Genomic DNA, 15,965 nt, shown 5'->3' with positions numbered 1-15,965 from the left:
GATGCATGTCTTGCAACTGGAAAGGTTGGTGCGGTTGAGAGCTATCTCATCTTGCGAGATGTCATGTAAAGAAAAAGGCTGCCATCGCGGCAGCCTTCGCTTCACTGAAGGAAATGGTTATTTCATCACTGCGTTACAGAAGATGCCGGCCCAGTCGACTACGCTCTCGGCAAACACACCAGTGACCTTGTCTCCCATGCCTTCCAGGCACGCCATTTGCACAGCGAAGTTACCGATCGTTGAGCTTTCGACCGCACCGCGATGCACGTCGAGGCCAGTAGCCTCGGCGGTGAGACGGTTAAGAAACTCATTCTGGCTTGCGCCGCCGACAATATACAGCCGCTTGAACTTCTTGCCGCTGTGCAGCGAGATACGGTCCAGAACCTTGGCATATCGCGCGGCGAGCGAGTAGAAGATCAGATTCGCGATGACCGGCGCCCCTGCTGACGAAGTATCGAGAGGCGCCAATCCCTTCTTCGCACGCTGTGCATTAATACGCTCAGGCATCCGCTCAGGCAGAAGGAGATCTTCATCATCCACGTCTAGCAAAGTGTCCGGCTTGCCAATCTGCTCGGCAGCCTTCACCAGGTCCGCAATACTCCATGGCTTACCCTCTGCTGCCCAGTACGCCATGGATTGCTCGATAAGCCACATACCATTGACGTTCTTATGGAAGCAGATACGGCTTCCCACGGCTCCGAGGTTAGTGAAGTTATCAGTCTTAACAGCGTCGCTGTTCCTCGGCTGCTCCAGCAGAGTACCAACCAGTGACCATGTACCCGAGCTGATATAGGCCCAGTCACGGCCGGAGGCAGGAATGCCCGCGATCGCCGAAGCAGTGTCGTGGCAGCCGGGAGCTATGAGCCTGGTTCCCTTGAAAGCCGGTAGCTCTGCGAGCGGGCCGCGTACTTCACCGAGGTCCGATCCCGGAGGAACGATCTTCGGTGCGGAAGCAAGATCGAGACCAACAGCGGTAAAGATCTCATGACACCACTGCGGACGGTATAGCTCCACCAGTTGTGTGTGCGTGGCGTTGGTCAGCTCGGCAACGCGAGCTCCACCCCATCGCGAGAGGAAGTACTCCGGCAGATTCATCCACTGATCGCCTTCGGGAAGGCCGGCCAGTTGATCGGCATGAAGCTGGTAAAGAGTGTTGATGCGGATGAGCTGGATGCCCGTCAGCTCCCGCATGCGGTCGGGACTGCAGCGGCGATGCACAGACTTCTCAGACTTGATCGTCCGCTCATCGCGATAGCAGTATGGATCTCCAAGGGGATTACCCGACGTGTCTACGCGCACGTAGTCGACGGCCCAGCCGTCCACGGCAATAGCGCGGACGCCCTCGGTCGCGATCTCGGCCGCCTTGCGTAGACCGGTCTCAAGCCCCTCGGCGATCATCGTCAGGTCCCAGAACAGGCCGCCGTTAACCTCACGTGGCGCGTTGGCAAAGCGATGCACCAGGAAGATCTGCGGCTTGTTCTCAACCCACCGAAGCAAAGAAACCCTGCAGCTACCCGCGCCAAGGTCAACGGCGACCAGGGCGCGGGTATCTGAAGGGCGAAGGGTTTTAGGTGCGGTGCGTCTCAACGGAGATAAGCCTCCACCAGACCGCCATCCACCGGGATCAGATGCCCGGTGGTTACCGGGGTCTTTGGACCGGCCAGGAAGAGGATCGCCTCGGCGCAGTCCTTCGGATCGATCGGCACGTGAGTCAGAGTGCGCTTCGCATAGAAGCCGGCCAACTTGTTGCGCAGGCCGTCATCCGTCTCGTTCTCTTCGAAAGCGATGTTGTACTTGGCGAGCGACGCCTTCACGCGATCACGCGGGAACATGGTCGATCCCTTCACTACCGTTGCGGGGCTGATGCCGTTGACTCGGATCTTCGGCGAGTAGGTAACAGCAAGTTCACGCACCAGGTGGCTCAGGGCCGCCTTGGAGACGTCGTACGCTTCCGTTCCCTTCTTGGCAACAACCGCATTGGCAGAGCTGGTCAGCACCATGCTGCCGTCCAGTCCCTGCTTCGCCAGGACCTTCTGCGCCTCATCGGTGAGCAGATAGTTCGCTGTGACGTTGATCTCCAGCGTCAGAGCCCACTGTGCGTCGCTGACGACACCATCGGGCGAAGACGGGAAGATCGCCGCAGTGTTGATCAGGATATCGAGTCCACCGAACTTCTCGATGGTGGCATCGAGAGCTGCGCGAATGGCGTTGCGGTCGCGAATGTCGATCGAAGCGAAGGTGACGACTTCCTTACCGGCGATGGCCTTGCACTCTTCAGCGACCTTCTCGGCTCCGACGACATCGCGGTCCGCGACGACGATGTGTGCTCCACGCTCGGCAGCCAGCAGGGCAACCTCGCGGCCGATACCCGAACCGCCACCGACCACCAGAGCAACACGGCGGCTGAGCTCCTTCTCAGGAGGCATGCGGCGAATCTTCGCTTCTTCCAAGGCCCAGTACTCGATGCGGAAGGCCTCACTGGGCGGCAGAGCTACGTAGTTTTCATAGACCGTGAACTCGCCGGCGCCAGCAGCTGGGCCAGCCTGCGGAACATCGATGCAGTCGACACCCGAACCGAGAGCTCCCGCACCCTGCATCACGTGGATGGCATTGGTATAGAACTCACCGGTCAGGCGGGATTCGGTCTTGTTCTTGCCGAAGGTAAACATACCGACGCCGGGAACCAGCACCACCGTGGGGCTGGCGTCGCGCATGGCAGGCGAGTCAGGCAGAGCATGCTTCTTGTAGTACTCGGCATACTCATCGCGATAGGTCGCGAGCGTGGAGTCGACCAGGGCTTCCAGTTCTTTCGGATCGCCTGCCGGGTTCCACTCAAGATACATGGGACGGATCTTGGTACGGATGAAGTGGTCGGGGCAGCTCGTACCCAGATGAGCCAGCTTCTTGGCTTGCGAGGAGTTCACAAACTCCAGCACATCCGTGCCGTCGAAGTAAGTCCCGATCCAGCGCTGCTTGCGCGAAACGGCGCCGCGGATCACCGGGAAGATCTTCTTCGCGATGTCAGCGCGATCATCACGGGTCTGGAACGTTGCTCCGCCGAAGGCCGGAACGTTCTTCGCAGCAGCGTGCTTCTCGATGAACTGGCCGATCTGATCGATGATCGTGATGGTGTTGAGGTAGCTCTCACGCTGCGTGTTGCCCCAGGTGAACAGGCCGTGACCGCCAAGGATGATGCCGTCGCAGCCGGGATTTGCTTCCACCGCGCGCTTCAGCATCATGGCCAGCTCAAAGCCAGGACGCTGCCATGGCACCCACGCCAGCTTGTGACCGAACTCCTTATTGAACTGCTCCATCTTCTCCTTGCCGTTGGACGAGGCAGCAAGAGCAATTCCCCAGTCGGGATGAAGGTGGTCGACGTGGGGGAAAGGCAGATAACCATGCAACGGGGTGTCGATGGAGGCCGCGACAGGATTGTTGCCAAAGGTGATCAGCGGGTACATTGCAACCATCTCGTCTTCGCGCGCGACGCCGGGATAGATCTTCTCCATACTGAGCAGGCGATCCATGTAGAGCGTGGCGAAGCCGGCACGTTTGATGCTGCCCAGGTCACCGCCCGATCCCTTCACCCACAGCACCTTAACCGTCTGGCCGGTCAGCGGGTCTACCTGGTCGATTTTCGAGCTGGTATTGCCACCGCCAAAGTTGGTGATGCGCAGGTCCGAGCCCAACAGGTTGGAGCGGTAACGGAGCAGCTCCGGTTCATCCAATTTCGACGCGATTGAGTCGTCCCAACGATCTTCCAAGAACTTTAGACCTGACATCTTTCCCTCTGTTTCGATTCGCTTTTGTGGATTGCGCGCCTGGCGCGACACGGTGATTCTACACGCGAAAATACAGGTAAATCCTTGCGATGGGCCACTCTACACCCATCCCCGACAGCATGTCATGCCAGTGGTTTGCAATCGCCGGACCCTCGCCTGGAAAATGCCCCAAATTGGTCCAACCACTGACGGAGAGATGTGACAGTGTGGCTGCGGTGGTATTTTTCGGTTTGTTCTGTATCCGTGCTGCGGAGACCGATAAACGCGCAGATTTCTTCGACAGAGGAATTGTTCCTGAAATCCCGGATGGACTGTTGAGGCGAGCCTGCGGCTGGTCAACCAGTGGTGAGGAAAAGATTTTTCGAAAAAATTCTCGAAGCGACGCTGTGATCCGGTCTTCGCGGCAGAAATCCGCAAAAACTTGAATGCCCGCTCACGCTGGTGCATGAGCGGGCATCGGCTACTTATTCGATAGCGTTAGTCGAGCACCAGGACGACATCCAGGAAGCGAGGGCCGTGGACCCCCTTGATGCGGGTCATCTCGATGTCTGCTGTAGCAGATGGACCGGAAAAGAACGTAATGGGAGCAGTATTCCAGGTCTGCAGCAGACGCATCGCCTCAGGCACGGTCTTCACGACAGAGCTCGCGAAGACAACGCAAAGGTGATAGTCCGGCACCAGCGTGATGGCGCGACGCCCCTGCCCTGCTGTGTTGCGGACAACGATGCTGCCGGTATCGGCAACGGCGACAGTACAGCCGGTCATCACACCGTCTACGAGATCCAGTTCGCTGTAGGGCAATTCGCGATCGACAACGAAGTCAACGCCCTCGGCAGGCAGCCAGGCTGGCTCCATCCCGTCAGGAATCGCCATCCTCGACTTACCGCGCTTTTCGAGGAGAGCTTTGACAACACTAGCGATCTCACCGGGAGTACAGCGCTCAACGGTTGCCTCGTAGTCCAGCAGGCGATCTTCCAGAAGATGCAGAATCTCCTCACGGCCCAGCGCTGAACCTGTAAGGAAGCTGCGCGGAATCTGCTGCCAGGCAGTCGCCTTGTCTCCGAAGCCCGCGGGTTTCACGGCACGGATCTTCTCAAGAATTGCAGAGCGGGCATCAGCCATTGCGGACCTCCTTCTTGTCGCGCTTCTCCCACCACTCGCGGAAGGTCTCCTCGGGCATGGCCTGCAGGTCGCGCGCCTGTGTCCATCCACCCAGCATGCCGGGCAGCCAACCGATCCAGCCTTCTCGATTCACCAGCGGCTTCTCGGCGGTACGGCCGAACTTCTGTGCCGCGCGGAACCGGGCTTCGCTACGGAAGATGTTGGCCATTACACGCATCGCAACCGCTTCAGGATTGAGCTTGCCAAGACCTTTGGTCTGCTTCTCCACCACCTTGTGGCGCAGGTGGATCAGCACCTCGGGAATGTTGATCTTGACCGGGCAGACCTCATAGCAGGCGCCGCAGAGAGTCGACGCATAAGGCAGGCTCTCGGCATGGTGCAATTCCTGCAACTGAGGAGTCAGGATGGCGCCGATCGGACCTGCATACACACTGCCGTAGGCGTGGCCGCCGGTCTGACGATAGACCGGGCACGCATTCTGGCATGCTCCGCAGCGGATGCAATGCAGCGTCTGGCGTCCCTCTTCGTCGGCAAGCACTTCGGTACGCGCGTTGTCCATGATGACGACGTGGAAGTTCTTCGGTCCATCGCCCGCATGTACACCTGTCCAGATCGAGTTGTACGGGTTCATACGCTCGCCCGTGGCGGAACGCGGGAGTGTCTGCAGAAAGACCTCGAGGTCCTGGAAGCGCGGAATCACCTTGTCGATGCCGGCAATGGTAATCAGCGTCTTCGGCAGCGTAAGGCACATGCGGCCGTTGCCTTCACTCTCGACGATGCAGACACCACCGGTTTCAGCGATGAGATAGTTCGCTCCGCTCACTGCTGTGGGCACCGTAAGGAACTTATGGCGCAGATAGGAGCGTGCGGCCTCAGCAAGATCGGCAGGAGTATCGCCGAGGTCTTTGAGTCCCATCTTCTGCTTGAAGATCTCGCGGACCTGGTGCCGGTTTTTATGCAGTGCCGGAACAACAATATGCGACGGCTGATCTTCGCCGAGTTGAATAATCAGTTCGGCGAGATCGGTCTCAACTGCCATAACGCCTGCGGTTTCCAGCGCATTGTTGAGGTGAATCTCCTCCGAGGTCATCGTCTTGATCTTGATGACCTCCTTCGCACCGGCCTCCCGCGCAAGACGGGTTACGATCTCGCAGGCCTCTTTGCCGTCGCGCGCCCAATGCACGTGACCGCCCGCTTTGGTGCAGTTTCGCTCAAACTCTTCCAGATACTGATCCAGATAGCGAAGCGTGTGCTGCCGAATCTGGCTCCCGCTCTCGCGTAGGTCCTGCCAGTCATCGCGCTCTTCCACCATCCGCTTGCGCTTCGCCTGGATTACATCGGTAGCGTGACGAACATTACGGCGCAACTGCTGGTCGCCAAGAGACTTCTTTGCCGCTTTCGGGAAGGCCGGCGACGTTGCCGGATCGAGCGGGATACGGCTCATTGTCCTGCCTCCTCGCCGGCAAGAATCTCCGCCAGATGAATGGTGTGCACGCCGACATCTTTGCGATGCAGCGAGCCCTCCATGTGCATCAGGCAGGAGTTGTCGCATGCGGTGCAGACCTCGGCGCCCGTCTCCAGCACGGAACTGATCTTCTCTTCCAGCATGGCGGCGGAGGTCTCCGGGTTTTTTATGGCGAAGGTCCCTCCAAAGCCGCAGCAGCGATCAAGATTCTCGATCTCGACAAGCTCGAGGCCCTTCACGTTGCGAAGCAGGTCCATCGGACCGTCCTTGATTCCGAGATTACGGAGACCATGGCAGCTTGCGTGATAGGTGACCTTGTGCGGATAGTAGGCCCCCACATCTTTTAGACCGAGACACTCCGTAAGGAACTGTGAGAACTCCCACACCTTCGGCAGTAACCGCTTCAGCTCTGCCTTCAGCGTCTCATCCTTCATCTGCTCCGCCATCAGCGGATAGTGATCTTTCATCATCGCGACGCAACTGCTCGAAGGCACCACGACAGCTTCCGCATCACGAAACTGATCGACAAAACGCTGCACCAGTGGAAGAGCTTCCTTCTGGTAGCCCGTATTCCAATGCATCTGCCCGCAGCATGTCTGGCCGGCAGGAAACTCGACCGTATGCCCCAATCGCTCGAGCACGCGTACGACCGCCTTCCCTGTTCCCGGGAAGAGCGTGTCGTTATAACAAGTGATAAAGAGTGAGACCCGCAGAACGCCTCTCCTTGTTCCAACGGTATATGCCCCAAGGGTTCATGCAGTGCAAATGACACCGATGGCCAACACTGTCTTGTCCTGGAACCAGTCAATCGGAACGAGTCAATCTTACTTGCAGCAACTATTTTTTGGCAGGCGCGGCAGGCAGCGTGTAGATGACTTCCCCGGGTCGGGTGTAGTGCAGTTCTTCCCTTGCCTGATGTTCAATTGCACTGGGATCGTTCTGCAGACGCCCAATGTGGCCAGACATCTGCTCGTTCTCCTTTTGCAGACGCTTCAGCTCTACATCCAGCTCCCTGGCTTCACGCTTCTTCTGCTCGTACATGGTCAGACCATTCTGACCGAAGATAACGTGATACCCGAGCGAAATTGCCAATCCCACGGCAGCGACGGTCGCAAGTTTGCGGCGGCCGCTATAGAGCCGCTCGCCAGCGCCAATCAATCTGCTCCAGAGGCTGGAAGAGTTCCGCATACGTTCCAGAAGTATCGGTGGCCATCGCTGTGGTCAAGCAAAACTCTCTCCCTGGAACCCGGGTAGATACAGGGGCGTGGAATACTCCTATGCATGACAGAGCCTGTCCTGTTTTCGCCTGTTCCGGTTTCGCCTGTTCTAGTTCTGACAACCGTCGGCACGCGGGAGACCGCGGAGGCGCTGGCGGACGCCCTGGTGAACGAAAACCTGGCTGCATGCGTCAGCATCACTGGACCGGTACGGTCGGTCTATCGCTGGCAGGGCGCCATTGAACGCGGCGAAGAGTATCAACTCACAATCAAATCGCTCAGCACGAATCTCAGCCGGATCGACGAGAGAATCACCAGCTTCCATGCCGAACGCCCGGATGGATATTCCTTGCCGGAGTTACTGGTCGTGCCACTGTCGGGAGGCAGTGCGGCGTATCTTGCGTGGTTACGGGAGAACGCACAGCCCGGCTAGCCGCGCTTTGGTATCCTTTCCTTTGTCCGATGCAGATTCTTTTTGCAGTCGCCGTGCTTTCCGTCTGCGCTCTTCTAGGGGCGTCCTGGGCTATTGCGCGTCACGTCCGCAAGGCCGCTTCGGCGGGTCAAAAGCCTGGGAATCTGACCGCAGAAAATATTTTTGGACAGCACCACGACGTGTCGAACATCGAACACAAAGAGAGTGTTATACCGATGCGCCGCCAGCCGCACGGACGACCGTGGTCATCGAATGACGCGGGCGACCTGAGCGATCCGTACCAGCGACCGCGCTCCGTGCAGCGTCGCGCCGCACACTGAACGACATCCGCAAGTCCACAGACACTAACCGCTGTATCCTTTCCAGAGGTCATCCGATTGTATGAGTAGTTCCGCCATTCGCGAGATCACCATCGCGCACTCTCCTGATTCCGACGACGCATTTATGTTCTATGGCCTGGCGACGAACAAGATTCGTGTGCCGGGCTACAAGTTCAGCCATACGCTGACGGACATCGAGACCCTGAACCGGAAGGCCATGAACGAGGCCTTTTACGATGTGACCGCCATCAGCTTCCACGCCTATCCCTATCTGCAGGACAACTATGCGCTGATGGCCTGCGGCGGCTCTGTTGGTGACGGCTACGGGCCGATGATCGTGGCGCCTAAAAAGCTGACCACCGATGAGGTCAAGAAAGTGAAGATCGCCGTTCCGGGCACGCTGACGACTGCCTACCTGGCACTCAAACTCTTCGCTCCCGAAGTTGAGACTGCAACGATTCCCTTCGATGAGATCATTCCCCGCGTAGCCGCAGGCGAATTCGAAGCGGGCCTCATTATTCACGAAGGACAGCTCACCTATGGAAACAGCGGCCTGCATAAGATTCTGGATCTCGGCCAGTGGTGGCGTGAAGAGACCAACGGTCTGCCGTTGCCTCTTGGCGGCAACGCGATCCGCCGCTCGCTCGGTTCGGATGTCATGAAGACCACGACCCAGGCGCTGCGCGACAGCATTCAGCATGCCCTCGACAACCGCGAAGAGGCGCTGCAGTACGCCATGCAGTTTGCACGCGATCTGGATACCAGCCTGGCGAACCGCTTCGTTGGCATGTATGTGAACGAGCGCACCCTCAACTACGGAGACGATGGACGGGAAGCGATCAAGAAGCTGCTCGAACTCGGCTACGAGCGCGGCATTATTCCGCACCAAGCCAAGGTTGATTTCATCGACTAGCACGACATACCTATGTTCAACGACGATCTGAAAATCGAAATACCTACACTCGGGCCCGCATCCTTGCCCGGCATCAAGGTCGCTGTCCTTGGCGCCGGCAAGATGGGCGGCATTCTGCTGCAGGCCTTCCTGAAGAACAACCTGCTGCACCCCGAACAGATTATTGCCACGGTGGCACACGCGGAGCGTGCACAAGCGCTCTCCGTCCAGTTCCAGGTCGAGGTCACGACCGACAACCTGGCTGCCGCCAAGGCAGCCGACATCATCCTGCTCGGCGTAAAGCCGACTCAGGTTCCGACATTGATCGAAGAGATCAAAACCGTGCTGACGCCGCAGAAACTGATCGTCTCGTTTGCTGCCTCAGTAAAGACCAGCGCAATTGAAGAGGCTGCGGGAATGCATATTCCGGTTATCCGTGCGATGCCCAACACCCCTTCCATGCTGGCTGCAGGTGTTACGGCACTTTGCCCGGGGCGCTTCGTCTCCGGCGATCAACTGGTGACGGCACAAAAGATCTTCAACACTGTCGGTCGTTCCGTCATCGTCGACGAAAAGCATATGGATGCAGTGACGGGCCTCTCCGGCTCCGGCCCGGCGTATGTCTACATCATCATCGAGGCGCTGGCTGAGGCCGGTGTAAACGTCGGCCTGCCCCGTGACGTTGCCACACTGCTGGCCGCGCAGACGGTCTTTGGCTCTGCGCGCATGGTCCTGGAGACGGGATACCACCCTGCCCTGCTCAAAGACCAGGTCACAACCCCCGCAGGCTGCACCGTGGACGGCATTCTGGAGCTGGAAGAGGGCGGACTCCGGGTCACCCTCATCAAGGCCGTAAAACGGGCCACAGAGCGCGCTAAGCAACTCGCTGCCGGATAGATCTAGCCTAGGTACATCTTCAAACAAACAAGAGAAGGGCAGCCCCGAGGGGCTGCCCTTCTGTTTCTCTGAACCGCAATTACTTCTTGCGGGCAGGGGCGTGATGTACCGGAGCCTTAGGCTTCGCAGGAGTCTTCTTCGGCGCGTCCACCATAGCGTCCTTCATCGTGATCATGACCGGAACGGCCTGACCGGGGCTCTGAGTGTAGGAGTCATAGGTACCGGCGACGACGACCTTGTCGCCGACAGCAGGGACCTTCGTCAGGGGCTCCTTCAGATTGAAGGTGAAGTCGGCAGCCTTCGACTGGACAGCGTCATCGGAGACAGAACCCTTGATGACCGACTCCGTCGCTTCAACAACCACCACATCAGGAATCTTTACGTCCTTACCTTGCAGCACAGCCCACATCTTATCGGCATCTTCCTTCTTACCGTAAGCCAGGATGAACTCGCGGTCGCTGAGAGCCAGCGTCGAGAGGTCCGGGGTTCCCGCAATGGTCTGGGCAACGATATCAGCCGGCGAAGGAGCCGGATCGATCTTGAAATCAGCCGGAGGAATCAGGCTGGACTTCACGGCAGCCTGCACGGTTTCATAACCATCAGCCTTGCCGTGGTACTTGGTGTAGCAGTACTTGGCGGTAGGAGCGTACTGGCTCTTGTAAGGCTCCGGAGCGATCTCGACGAAACGAGTGGTGTACCAGGTGCAGTTCACGTAATCAGGCGGGGTGGATTGCAGATAAGCCAGGCCGAGGAAGAAGGTGTCCTGCAGGAAGGGTCCGGGCGTCGCGGTCTGCTCGACCGGAACGGCAGCCAGTTCCTTCTTGTAGTTGTCGATCGCGGTAGCGGTGTCCTTCTTGTTAAGGGCGGCTGAGGCGATCGCGCTGTACAGGTACGGGGTAGCCTGCTTGATCATCGCATCCCAGTTTGCCTGGTCGATGTCCTTGCCCTTGGTCGCGGTCAGAGCCTTCTTGGCGGCGTCAGCGGCCTTGTCGAGCTCCGCCTGCTTTTCGTCCGGAGCAGTCTTCGAATCGGCCATGGTCTTGTGCAGGCTCATCTCGGTGGTAAGGGCGCGAAGGCTCTGCGGATTGACCTGCAGTAGCTTGTCGGCAGCAGAGAGCATTCCGGCAGCGTCGTTAAGCTGACCGTAGGCGCCCATGATGAGCTCCAGTACGCCCTCCTTCACGCTGCTCTGCGGATACTTGTCGAGGTATGCCTGCAGCGCGGCAATCTTGGCTTTCGGATCGGCAGTCTTCGTAGCCGCATCGTAAGCGTTGTACTCTTCCTGCGACATCTGCACGCCGCCACCCTGGGCTTGGCCCACGTTGGCCGTTGCTGCCACCAGGGCGATAGGGGAGACCGCGACTGCGGCGGCCGCCAGGAACGAGGCGAACAAAACCTTCTTCATTTTGATAAGGCTCCTAAGTACTCTCAAAATCTACTGTGCGATGTCTATGAAGGTACAGCAGGGAGAATTTCCCGATGGACCAGAGGTTCACTGCACGACAGCGATTGCGCGCTGCGCCGCTTCGCCCTGCCATAGGGGGTTGATGCGGATTATAAGAAGCCCGTTGCTCTCTTGCAAGAGGTCGAGAAGAGCCGGACGTAGCGAAGAACTGCAGCATATCCTGCACCGTCACAGTGGTTTGACCACCTTGTAACGGGACCATGACAACCTATAGACGGCTCTCGTCGGCAAACTGTCACTGAAACTGCGTCAAGTGGGCCGGCGAAACCGCCGAACCGGCCCATCTCATCCCTCAACAGGACCTTTTGACTGCACCCCACGCCCATTTGTAGGGTTACGGGCGCTTTATCCACAAAATCTTGGGTTGCCCTTGTTGATTCAGGCCGCCCGGCATGCACACAATTGATATGAGGCTTTGGAGCGTCCAATGTTCAAGGAAGCTCACGGCCTGTTTCGGTTGGAGGCACCCATTCCATGCTCAAGTTGAAGCGCATTCAGATCCTCGGCTTCAAGTCCTTCTGTGATCGTACCGAGGTTCAACTCGCCGGCAACGGCATTGCGGCCATCGTAGGCCCGAACGGTTGCGGCAAGTCGAATATTTCAGACGCCATTACGTGGGTGCTGGGTGAACAGTCGGCCAAGAGCCTGCGCGGAACGAAGATGGAAGATGTCATCTTCGCTGGAACCCGCGACCGCAAGCCGACAGGCATGGCCGAAGTCTCTCTCACGCTGGTAGACCCCGAGGTCTATGACGGCCATTTGCTGGCGCCGGGCGAGACGCCCGAGATCGAGATCGAAGACGAGCACCCGGAAGACAGCACGGCGATCAAGCCCAACGGCGACTGGGACGAAGCTGCGCTGCGCGCGGAGCGTGCCGCCGACACCGAAGCCGCGGTGCTGGAAGCGCAGCCCGGTCAGGTCATCGATGGTGAAGCGCATCCGCAACAGCAGCTCGAGGGCATTCCAGAGGGTGATGCGGCCAACAATGTCGTTCTGAAGATCCGCCGCCGTAAGTTCAATCGTGCTCCGGTACGCGCCGGCGAGATTACCGTCACCCGCCGTTTGTTCCGCTCCGGCGAGTCCGAGTACCTGATGAACGGCAAGATCTGCCGCCTGCGAGATATCCAGGACGTCTTCCTCGGAACCGGTCTCTCCGGCGAGAACTACGCGATCATCGGTCAGGAGCGCATCGGCCAACTGCTGAGCTCGAAGCCGCTGGACCGCCGCGCCATTCTCGAAGAGGCCGCCGGCGTTACCCGCTTCAAGACCAAGAAGCGGCTGGCTGAGCTCCGCCTTGAGGCCGCCAAGCAGAACCTTGCCCGCGTCAACGACATCTTTGACGAAGTCACACGCCAGATGGCCAGCCTGAAGCGCCAGGCGGCCAAGGCAGAACGCTATGTGGCCCTGCGCGATGAACTGCGCACCAAGCTGCGGGTTGTGCTGGCAAGCAAGCTGGCGCAGATGGACGCGGAACAGGCGAATACGGCGCAGCAGATCGCATCTCTGACGGAAACGATCGATAGCCAGGCCACGGAAGTCGAGACCCTGGACGCCGAAGCCAGCACCGGCCGCGCCCGCGGCTACGAGCTGGATGCTGCCATTCGCGAAGCGGGTGTCCGTTCCAACCAGACTTCTGTCGAGTTGGAGCGCGTGGTGGCTCGCACCTCCTCGAACGCCGACCGCATCTCCGAATTGGAAACCCGCTTGGAAACAGGTAATGCGGAGCTGGCTCAAATCCGCCAGCAGATGGAGATTCTGGCCGCCGAACGTGCCGAGACACAGTCATTCCTGGAGTCTGCAACGGCTGAGGCCGCTGGGGCCCGCGAGCTGGCGCAGCAGAAGCAAGCTGAGGCGCAGGAAGCGGTGCGCGCCGTAGGTTCCTCGGAGCGTGAAGCCGAGGCGCACCGTCAGCAGGCCATCCAGTGGATGCAGCGCACTTCTCAGGCTCACCGCGAAGAAGCGCAAGCCGCCGAATCGCTGGCCGGCCTGGAACGCGAGGCCGAACGCCTGACGGCCGAATCGGAGACAGCCCGTCAGGAGCTTGAGGCGCTGGGGCAGCGCCGCGGACAGGTCTCGATCGAGTTCGAGTCGGCCACTGATCGTCTGCAGCGCCTTGAAGCCGAGATCGCCGATCTACGCATTCAGCTTGAGAGCAAGCGGTCGGAAGAATCTGAGACCAAGCGCCGCGGCGACCAGCTCCGCGCCGAGGTCGCTACCCTTTTGGGCCGCCGTAACTCACTGGAAGCTCTGATCCGCGAGCACAGCTACTCGACGGACACGGTCCGCAACATCTTCCGCCACAATGCAGCGGCCGGCGCGGTTGCACCCATCGGAACCCTTGCGGACTTTCTGGAAGTAGAAGGCCAGTATGAGCAGGTCGTCGACGAGTTCCTGCGTGACGAGTTGAACTATATCGTCGTCAAGAGCTGGGACGCAGCCGACCAGGGCATGCAGATGCTGCGGTCGGATGTTGAAGGCCGTGCGACCTTCCTGGTGCACCCGCCGGACTCACAGGCTCGGTTCCCTTTCACCGCGGGCATGGAGTCCACGGCGAACACGACCGGACACTCCGGCATTGTGCCGTTGAAGAACTGCATCCGCGTATTGAATGGTTTCGGCAAATCGCTCGAAGTAGTTCTGCCGAAGCTGCGTGAAGGATATGTCACTCCGGACTCTTCCAGCGCGCGTGACCTTGCGCTGCAGAATCCGGATGCCTTCTTCCTGTCGCCATCCGGCGAGACCTTCCATAACGTTACGGTCACAGGCGGACGTCCACGCGGCGAAGGACCTCTGGCTCTGAAGCGTGAGTTGCGCGAGATTCAGACCAAGCTGGAAGCGCTTGAGGCGGAGCTGTCACAGACCGAGATCCACGCGGCTACCCTCGCCCGTCAGATCACTGAGCTGACACAGCTTCTGGAGCACAAGCAGGCTGAGCGGCGCGAAGCCGAGCGTGAGTCTGCGAATCAAGGCGCCGCGCTGCGCCAGATGGAGTCAGAAGCTGCCCGTATTGAGCGTCGCCTGGCGGATTGGCAGCTCTCTGTCGAGCGCAATCGCGAAGCCCGCAATGCCAAGCAGGATCTGATCAGCCGCAAGCAGGAAGAGGCGTCAAAGTATGAGGCAGAACGCACCACTGCCGAAGGCCGTATCGCCGAGTTCACAGCACGCATGGACGAGCTGCGTCTAAGCCGCGAGGTGTTGCAGTCTGAGGCCGCCGCAGCCTCGGCACAACTTGCCGGCCTGGAAGAACGCCGTCGAAATGCAACAGCGGCCTTCGAGCAGAACCAGCGCATGTTCAACGGTCAGCAGCAGCGGCTCATCCAGATGGAGCAGCAGCTTGCCTCCGGAGCCACGGAGAAGCAGCGCCGTGAAGAAGAGAATCTGCAACTGGCCGAGCAGCAGACCGTGCTGGCAGCGCAGCGGGAGCAGGCAATCTCCGAACAGCAGACACTCACCTCCGAAGCAACAGCGCTACGCGCATCGCTGACTGAGCTTGAACAAAAGCTAAAGACGCTGCGTGTCGAAACCGATGCTCTGCGGGAAAAGCGCAGTGCACTCACCGCACAGGCAGCACGTCTGAGCTCTGACATTGAACATCTCGAAGCGCAGACGATGGCGGACCTCGGCGTTGAAGCAGCGGAGCTGCGTGCTGATGAACTGACGCTGCGTATTGGCGGCGATGAGCTTGCCGCCGCCGGTGAAGAGACAGGCAACCTGAAGCAGAGGCTCGAGAACATGGGACCGGTCAACATGATGGCCCTGGAAGAGTTCGCCGAGACCGAGCAGCGCCACGGCTTCCTCGAAAGCCAGCGTAAGGACCTGTTGGATTCGATCGAGAACACCCAGCAGTCAATTAAGGAAATCGACGAGGTCTCGCGCACCAAGTTCGAAGAGGCCTTTGCTCAGATCAACGAGAACTTCTCAACGACGTTCACCAAACTATTCAATGGCGGCCAGGCCATGATGAAGCTGACCGATCCGGACAACATCTCCGAGAGCGGTATCGACATCATCGCTTCGCCTCCGGGCAAGAAGCTGCAGAACATTCTGCTGCTCTCCGGTGGAGAAAAGGCCCTTACCGCGTTCTCCCTGCTGGTCGGCATCTTCCTCTACGCTCCGGCGCCGTTCTGTATCCTGGACGAAGTCGATGCGCCTCTGGACGAAACCAACGTTGGCCGCTTCGCCAAGCTGGTAAGCGAGATGTCGGCAAATACACAGTTTGTGGTGATTACGCACCATAAGCGCACAATGTCAGAAGCCGACGTGATCTACGGCGTTACCATGCAGGAGCCGGGCGTCTCGCGCATCGTCAGTGTGAACCTGAACCGGGCGGATCGGACGACGAACGCAGCCTAAATACAATCAATAGAATGAC

At 59.2% G+C, this 15,965-nt stretch carries 11 protein-coding genes; 4 read left to right on the top strand and 7 right to left on the bottom strand.

Annotation, left to right across the window (positions count from 1 at the left end):
- Positions 1-117: 117 nt before the first annotated feature.
- The 6 genes from FTW19_RS14070 to FTW19_RS14045 form a co-directional block, all read right to left on the bottom strand.
- Positions 118-1,587 carry a rhamnulokinase gene (locus tag FTW19_RS14070; RefSeq protein ID WP_147648223.1) on the bottom strand — a complete coding sequence of 490 codons (1,470 nt, stop codon included), beginning with the start codon at positions 1,585-1,587 and terminating at the stop codon, positions 118-120.
- Positions 1,584-3,782: a bifunctional rhamnulose-1-phosphate aldolase/short-chain dehydrogenase gene (locus FTW19_RS14065; RefSeq protein ID WP_147648222.1), complete on the bottom strand. Its 2,199-nt coding sequence runs from the start codon at positions 3,780-3,782 to the stop codon at positions 1,584-1,586. Before FTW19_RS14065 ends, FTW19_RS14070 begins: the two co-directional genes overlap by 4 nt.
- A 477-nt stretch (positions 3,783-4,259) precedes the next feature.
- Positions 4,260-4,904, bottom strand: a complete 645-nt coding sequence (locus FTW19_RS14060; protein WP_147648221.1) for a LutC/YkgG family protein — start codon at positions 4,902-4,904, stop codon at positions 4,260-4,262.
- Positions 4,897-6,348 carry a LutB/LldF family L-lactate oxidation iron-sulfur protein gene (locus FTW19_RS14055; protein WP_147648220.1) on the bottom strand — a complete coding sequence of 484 codons (1,452 nt, stop codon included), beginning with the start codon at positions 6,346-6,348 and terminating at the stop codon, positions 4,897-4,899. The genes FTW19_RS14060 and FTW19_RS14055 overlap by 8 nt, the downstream gene beginning before the upstream one ends.
- Positions 6,345-7,064, bottom strand: coding sequence for a (Fe-S)-binding protein (locus FTW19_RS14050; RefSeq protein WP_432445174.1), 720 nt, complete (start codon positions 7,062-7,064; stop codon positions 6,345-6,347). The genes FTW19_RS14055 and FTW19_RS14050 overlap by 4 nt, the downstream gene beginning before the upstream one ends.
- A gap of 142 nt (positions 7,065-7,206) precedes the next feature.
- A complete protein-coding gene (locus FTW19_RS14045) occupies positions 7,207-7,557 on the bottom strand; it encodes an FtsB family cell division protein (RefSeq protein ID WP_147648218.1) in 351 nt (116 codons plus the stop codon).
- Positions 7,558-7,650: 93 nt separating this feature from the next.
- Here FTW19_RS14045 and cutA point away from each other — a divergent pair, with 93 nt between their 5' ends.
- The 3 genes from cutA to proC all read left to right on the top strand — a co-directional run bounded on the left by cutA (position 7,651) and on the right by proC (position 10,128).
- Complete coding sequence (gene cutA, locus FTW19_RS14040) at positions 7,651-8,019, top strand: divalent-cation tolerance protein CutA (RefSeq protein WP_147648217.1); 369 nt, start codon at positions 7,651-7,653, stop codon at positions 8,017-8,019.
- 381 nt (positions 8,020-8,400) lie between these two features.
- Positions 8,401-9,252: an MqnA/MqnD/SBP family protein gene (locus FTW19_RS14035; protein ID WP_147648216.1), complete on the top strand. Its 852-nt coding sequence runs from the start codon at positions 8,401-8,403 to the stop codon at positions 9,250-9,252.
- Positions 9,253-9,264: 12 nt separating this feature from the next.
- Positions 9,265-10,128, top strand: a complete 864-nt coding sequence (gene proC, locus FTW19_RS14030) for a pyrroline-5-carboxylate reductase (RefSeq protein WP_147648215.1) — start codon at positions 9,265-9,267, stop codon at positions 10,126-10,128.
- A 79-nt stretch (positions 10,129-10,207) separates the two neighbouring features.
- On the opposite strand, the gene FTW19_RS14025 is transcribed toward proC, so the two are convergent.
- On the bottom strand, positions 10,208-11,533 hold the full coding sequence (locus FTW19_RS14025) for a hypothetical protein (protein WP_147648214.1): 1,326 nt from the start codon (positions 11,531-11,533) through the stop codon (positions 10,208-10,210).
- Positions 11,534-12,067: 534 nt separating this feature from the next.
- Between FTW19_RS14025 and smc the strand changes: the two genes are divergently transcribed.
- A complete protein-coding gene (gene smc, locus FTW19_RS14020; RefSeq protein WP_147648213.1) occupies positions 12,068-15,946 on the top strand; it encodes a chromosome segregation protein SMC in 3,879 nt (1,292 codons plus the stop codon).
- Positions 15,947-15,965: the final 19 nt, after the last annotated feature.

The organism is Terriglobus albidus, assembly GCF_008000815.1.
In the GTDB taxonomy this organism is placed as follows: Bacteria; Acidobacteriota; Terriglobia; order Terriglobales; family Acidobacteriaceae; genus Terriglobus; species Terriglobus albidus_A.
The sequence above is the reverse complement of the archived record's forward strand: the minus strand, read 5'-3'. Positions and strand labels throughout refer to the sequence as shown.

Bases quoted from the DNA above. Each gene is read 5' to 3' on its own strand.
- FTW19_RS14065 (WP_147648222.1), bottom strand. From the start codon at position 3,782: ATGTCAGGTCTAAAGTTCTTGGAAGATCGTTGGGACGACTCAATCGCG.
- smc (WP_147648213.1), top strand. From the start codon at position 12,068: ATGCTCAAGTTGAAGCGCATTCAGATCCTCGGCTTCAAGTCCTTCTGT.
- FTW19_RS14060 (WP_147648221.1), bottom strand. From the start codon at position 4,904: ATGGCTGATGCCCGCTCTGCAATTCTTGAGAAGATCCGTGCCGTGAAA.
- proC (WP_147648215.1), top strand. From the start codon at position 9,265: ATGTTCAACGACGATCTGAAAATCGAAATACCTACACTCGGGCCCGCA.
- FTW19_RS14055 (WP_147648220.1), bottom strand. From the start codon at position 6,348: ATGAGCCGTATCCCGCTCGATCCGGCAACGTCGCCGGCCTTCCCGAAA.
- cutA (WP_147648217.1), top strand. From the start codon at position 7,651: ATGACAGAGCCTGTCCTGTTTTCGCCTGTTCCGGTTTCGCCTGTTCTA.
- FTW19_RS14035 (WP_147648216.1), top strand. From the start codon at position 8,401: ATGAGTAGTTCCGCCATTCGCGAGATCACCATCGCGCACTCTCCTGAT.
- FTW19_RS14025 (WP_147648214.1), bottom strand. From the start codon at position 11,533: ATGAAGAAGGTTTTGTTCGCCTCGTTCCTGGCGGCCGCCGCAGTCGCG.
- FTW19_RS14045 (WP_147648218.1), bottom strand. From the start codon at position 7,557: ATGCGGAACTCTTCCAGCCTCTGGAGCAGATTGATTGGCGCTGGCGAG.